The organism is Ensifer sp., assembly GCF_035999185.1.
In the GTDB taxonomy this organism is placed as follows: Bacteria; Pseudomonadota; Alphaproteobacteria; order Rhizobiales; family Rhizobiaceae; genus Ensifer.
In genome coordinates this window covers 1-4,304 of record NZ_DASYHB010000026.1, presented here as the reverse complement: position 1 = coordinate 4,304, position 4,304 = coordinate 1, and the positions used below count along the sequence as shown (strand labels likewise).

General features: G+C 62.2%; 4 protein-coding genes and 1 pseudogene. 2 read left to right on the top strand and 3 right to left on the bottom strand.

Going from position 1 to position 4,304, the window contains the following annotated elements; all coding sequences use genetic code 11:
- From VGO04_RS02680 to VGO04_RS02670, 3 genes and pseudogenes are all read right to left on the bottom strand, one after another.
- A pseudogene (locus VGO04_RS02680) lies at positions 1-90 on the bottom strand (lytic transglycosylase domain-containing protein); the annotation flags it as partial.
- Positions 91-313: 223 nt separating this feature from the next.
- Positions 314-1,078 carry an N-acetylmuramoyl-L-alanine amidase gene (locus tag VGO04_RS02675; protein WP_327494418.1) on the bottom strand — a complete coding sequence of 255 codons (765 nt, stop codon included), beginning with the start codon at positions 1,076-1,078 and terminating at the stop codon, positions 314-316.
- Positions 1,075-1,782: a DnaJ family molecular chaperone gene (locus VGO04_RS02670; protein ID WP_327494417.1), complete on the bottom strand. Its 708-nt coding sequence runs from the start codon at positions 1,780-1,782 to the stop codon at positions 1,075-1,077. Before VGO04_RS02670 ends, VGO04_RS02675 begins: the two co-directional genes overlap by 4 nt.
- A 387-nt stretch (positions 1,783-2,169) precedes the next feature.
- Here VGO04_RS02670 and VGO04_RS02665 point away from each other — a divergent pair, with 387 nt between their 5' ends.
- The gene (locus VGO04_RS02665; protein ID WP_327494416.1) at positions 2,170-3,387 is read left to right on the top strand and encodes a pyrophosphate--fructose-6-phosphate 1-phosphotransferase; all 1,218 of its coding nucleotides are present in this window, start codon (positions 2,170-2,172) and stop codon (positions 3,385-3,387) included.
- Positions 3,388-3,517: 130 nt separating this feature from the next.
- The gene (locus VGO04_RS02660; RefSeq protein ID WP_327494415.1) at positions 3,518-4,153 is read left to right on the top strand and encodes a LysE family translocator; all 636 of its coding nucleotides are present in this window, start codon (positions 3,518-3,520) and stop codon (positions 4,151-4,153) included.
- Positions 4,154-4,304 lie beyond the last annotated feature (151 nt).

Here is a 4,304-nt window from a genome sequence, read left to right as displayed (position 1 = left end):
CCTGTCGACATTCCCCGCATACGACGTACCCATCCCGGCGAAGAACATGCCAAGGCATGCCGCCACCGCAGCAACAGACGAAATTCTCATGTAGTTTGAATTCTCCGGTCTGGGGAATGGAGCGAAGCGCACCCCGCTTCGAGCCTCACTTCCCGATCGTTTCATTCACAGGACGTGAGCGTTTCGCCCTGTTGTTCCTGCGGTTCCAATGAGCGGGAAATGAATGCCGCATCATGGTAAACATGTGGCAAATCTAAAAAAACATGCCAAGGACATCGGGAAAAGCGCCGCGGGGACGCAAAAATCTTCCGCGTCAGCCGACGAACTGCGGCAGCGCGGACAGCAGTCGGTGGAGCGTATCGAGGGTTGAGATGTCGGCGATGCCGTCCACCCTCTGTTGCCGAAAATGCCTTTGGAACGCGGCAACGGCGCCCTCGGTTTTTTCGCAGAAATCGCCAGTCACATCAATGCCATAGCCATAGAGCGACAGCATCGACTGGATGGCTTCCACGGGCTGCCCGCGGTCGCCGCGCTGGAAGAAGCGCCCGCCGCCGATCGCCGCCGGCTCCACCCAGTGCCCGACCCCTTCACGGTGAAGAACGTGCCAGGGAAATTTTTCTCCCGGGTCGACCTTGCGAATGGGGGCGATATCGCTGTGGGCAAGCACCCTCTCAGGCGCAATAGACCAGCGCTGGCCACAGTCCCGACACAATTCGACGACCGCGGCGATCTGCTTTTCCGGAAAATCGGGCAGTCCGCCCGGATGCCCTGGATTGGCGATCTCGATGCCGATCGAACAGGAATTGATGTCGACCTCGCCCTTCCAGTAGCTCTTGCCCGCATGCCAGGCGCGAAGCGTCTCCGGGACGAGCTGGTCGACGCGTCCGTCCTCGTGCACGAAGTAGTGGCTGGAAACCTGGCTCTCCTCGCGGCACAGCCACTCGAGCGCCGAAGCCCCTGTCGCCATGCCGGTATAATGCAGAACGATCATATCCGGGGCGCGCTCACCGACGCGGTCACCAAAATTCGGCGACGGCATGAAGCGGGCACCCGGATAGTCGCAGTATTTCGAGGTCATGCAGCTCGGCGTTCTTTCTCGATCGCCTCATAGGCGGCGTTGAGCGCCGCCATACGATCATTGGCGATCGCGTGGAATTCTTGCGGTACGCCGCGGGCAACGAGCATGTCCGGGTGGTTCTCGGAAACGAGCACACGGTAACGCTTGCGGATGTCGGCGAAGTCATCCTTACGCGAAACGCCGAGCACCTGATAGGGGTCGCGGCCGTCGCCATGCACATGGCGGGCCATAATGCGGCTGAAATGCCCCTCGTCCATGCCGAAGATCTCGGCAACGCGCACCAGGAAGGCCAGTTCGTGCTCGTGCACCGCACCGTCGGACTTGGCGATGTGGAACAGGCCGTCGACGATATCTTCGAGGATCGGGCAGTTTTCCTCGCAGGAAGAACACAGCGACGCCATCTTCTCCGCATAGGCCTCATAGCCCGCGACGTCCTGGCGCGCCAGATTATAGAGACGCGCGACGTTCTGCGCCTGGTCGGGCGGAAACTGGAAGATATCGCGGAAAGCGGCGACCTCGGCCTCGCTGACAATGCCGTCGGCCTTGGCCATCTTGGCCGAAAGCGCGATCATGGCGACGGAGAAGGCAACCTTGCGCCGTGTCTCGGGGTCACCTTCAAACAGGGTGCGCACAGCCTCCACCACCCCGGCCAGTGCATTGCCCGTGGCGGTGATGATCTTGAGGATGCTGTCCCAGAATGACATGCGAGAATCCCTGTCTCTCCAGCCTATAGCATGGACTATTGTGGTGGCAAATTGCAAGCGGTGGGGCGGACCGAACCACGAGGATGACGAACTTGTGATGGCCCCTCACTATTGTCAATCCATCGATTGGAACTTGCGACGGCAAGCCGACAGAATGCTGTTCCCGCGGGAACAGCCCCGCGGCAAAAAGAGGCCTCGGACCCTGCCGGCATGGCGGACTGCGGCAATTGGCGCACGCCACTGCCCGCCGCCCGGCCGGCGATCTGCCGGGTCAGACGCTTTTACCGTGTCGCTCGACACAACTTCCACAGCCCCGTCATTTAATTTCCATCTGATTTGCGTTATGGAGGCCCCAGCCATCGCATGCCAAAGTCCCGAGGAGGAAACATGGCCAAGAAGAAAGTCGCAATGCTGACGGCCGGCGGGCTCGCGCCCTGCCTGTCATCTGCCGTTGGGGGCCTGATCGAGCGCTATTCGGACGTCGCACCCGAATATGAACTGGTCGCCTATCGCTCGGGCTACCAGGGCGTGCTCTTAGGAGACCGCATCGAAATCACCCGCGACATGCGCGAGAAGGCCCATATCCTGCATCGCCATGGCGGCTCGCCGATCGGCAACAGCCGCGTCAAGCTCACCAATGCAGCCGATTGCGTCAAGCGCGGCCTCGTCAAGGAAGGCGAGAACCCGCTGAGGGTCGCGGCCGAGCGGCTTGCCAAGGACGGCATCTCGATCCTGCACACGATCGGCGGTGACGACACCAACACGACCGCTGCCGATCTTGCCGCCTATCTCGGCGCCAACGGCTATGACCTGACCGTCGTCGGCCTGCCGAAGACCGTCGACAACGACGTGGTTCCGATCCGCCAGACGCTCGGCGCCTGGACGGCGGCCGAATACGGCGCCCGCTTCTTCGACAATGTCAGCAACGAACAGAGTGCCGCACCGCGCACCCTCGTCGTGCACGAGGTCATGGGCCGCCATAGCGGCTGGCTGACCGCGGCCACCGCCCGCTCCTATATCCAGATGACCGACGACAAGGAATTCGTCGACGGCTTCATGATGAACCGGCAGATGAAGACCATCGACGGCCTCTACCTGCCGGAGATGAAGTTCGATCTGCAGGGTGAAGCCGCGCGCCTGCGCCAGGTCATGGATCGCACCGGCTTCGTCACGCTGTTCGTCAGCGAAGGCGCCTGCCTCGACGCGATCGTCGCTGAGCGTGAAGCCGCCGGCGAAACGATCAAGCGCGACGCCTTCGGCCACGTGAAGATCGACACGATCAATGTCGGCAACTGGTTCTCCAAGCAGTTCGCCGCCCTCCTCGGCGCCGAACGCCCGATGGTACAGAAGTCGGGTTACTATGCCCGCTCGGCACCGGCCAACGGCGACGACCTGCGCCTCATCCAGAGCATGGTCGACCTCGCCGTCGAAAGCGCGCTCAACAAGGTCTCGGGCGTCACTGGTCACGACGAAGACCAGGGCGGCAAGCTGCGCACGATCGAGTTCCCGCGCATCAAGGGCGGCAAGCAGTTCGACACCTCGACCAAGTGGTTCGGCGAGGTGATGGACGTCATCGGGCAGAAGTGGAAGGCCCAGAAGCACTGACGTGCACGCCCCGGCGGGTGCGTTTGCCGCCCGCCGACAACGCCTGATTTAGAGATTGACGGCTCCGCGTTTCCGTGGCTGGCTCGGCGAAATTGATTGCCGAGAACCACCTCAACGCGGAGCCTTTTTCATGTCTTTTGAACATTGGTTTGCCTTTGCCGCAGCCTCTGCCGTGCTGCTCGCCATCCCCGGCCCCACCATTCTTCTCGTCATTTCCTATGCGCTCGGCCACGGCCGCAAGACGGCGGGTGCGACCGTCGCCGGCGTGGCGCTTGGCGACTTCACCGCCATGACCGCCTCCATGCTTGGCCTTGGTGCGCTGCTGGCGACCTCCGCCGCCATCTTCACGGTTCTCAAATGGGTGGGTGCCGCCTACCTCATCTGGCTCGGCATCAAGCTCTGGCGCGCGCCGGTTTCCGCCGGCGGCGACACCGATGTCGAGACAGCAGCCGGCGAGCGGCCGCTGCGCATCTTCTTTCATACCTATGCGGTCACTGCGCTCAACCCGAAGAGCATTGTCTTCTTCGTCGCCTTCCTGCCGCAGTTCCTCGATCTCAGCCAGCCGCTCTTTGCCCAGATGGCGATTTTCGAACTGACCTTCCTGACGCTCGCGATCCTCAATGCCAGCCTTTACGCAGCGCTGGCGACTGCCGCCCGCAGCACGATTTCCAAGCCGAATATCCGGCGGATCGTCAATCGCGCCGGCGGTTCCATGCTCATCGGCGCAGGGCTTTTGACGGCGACGATGAAGCGCGCCACGGCGTGAAATGCGCCCTCGCGCTTGCCGCCGCCTGCCGCATAGGTTAATGGAGATTCACGCTTGGCGGCTGGCAACCGCTGATTTGCAGGGGCTACGGGGCCCAGAAGCACGAAAGTGACAGAATGGCGAAGTACCGTATTTCCCTTTCCAAACAGAC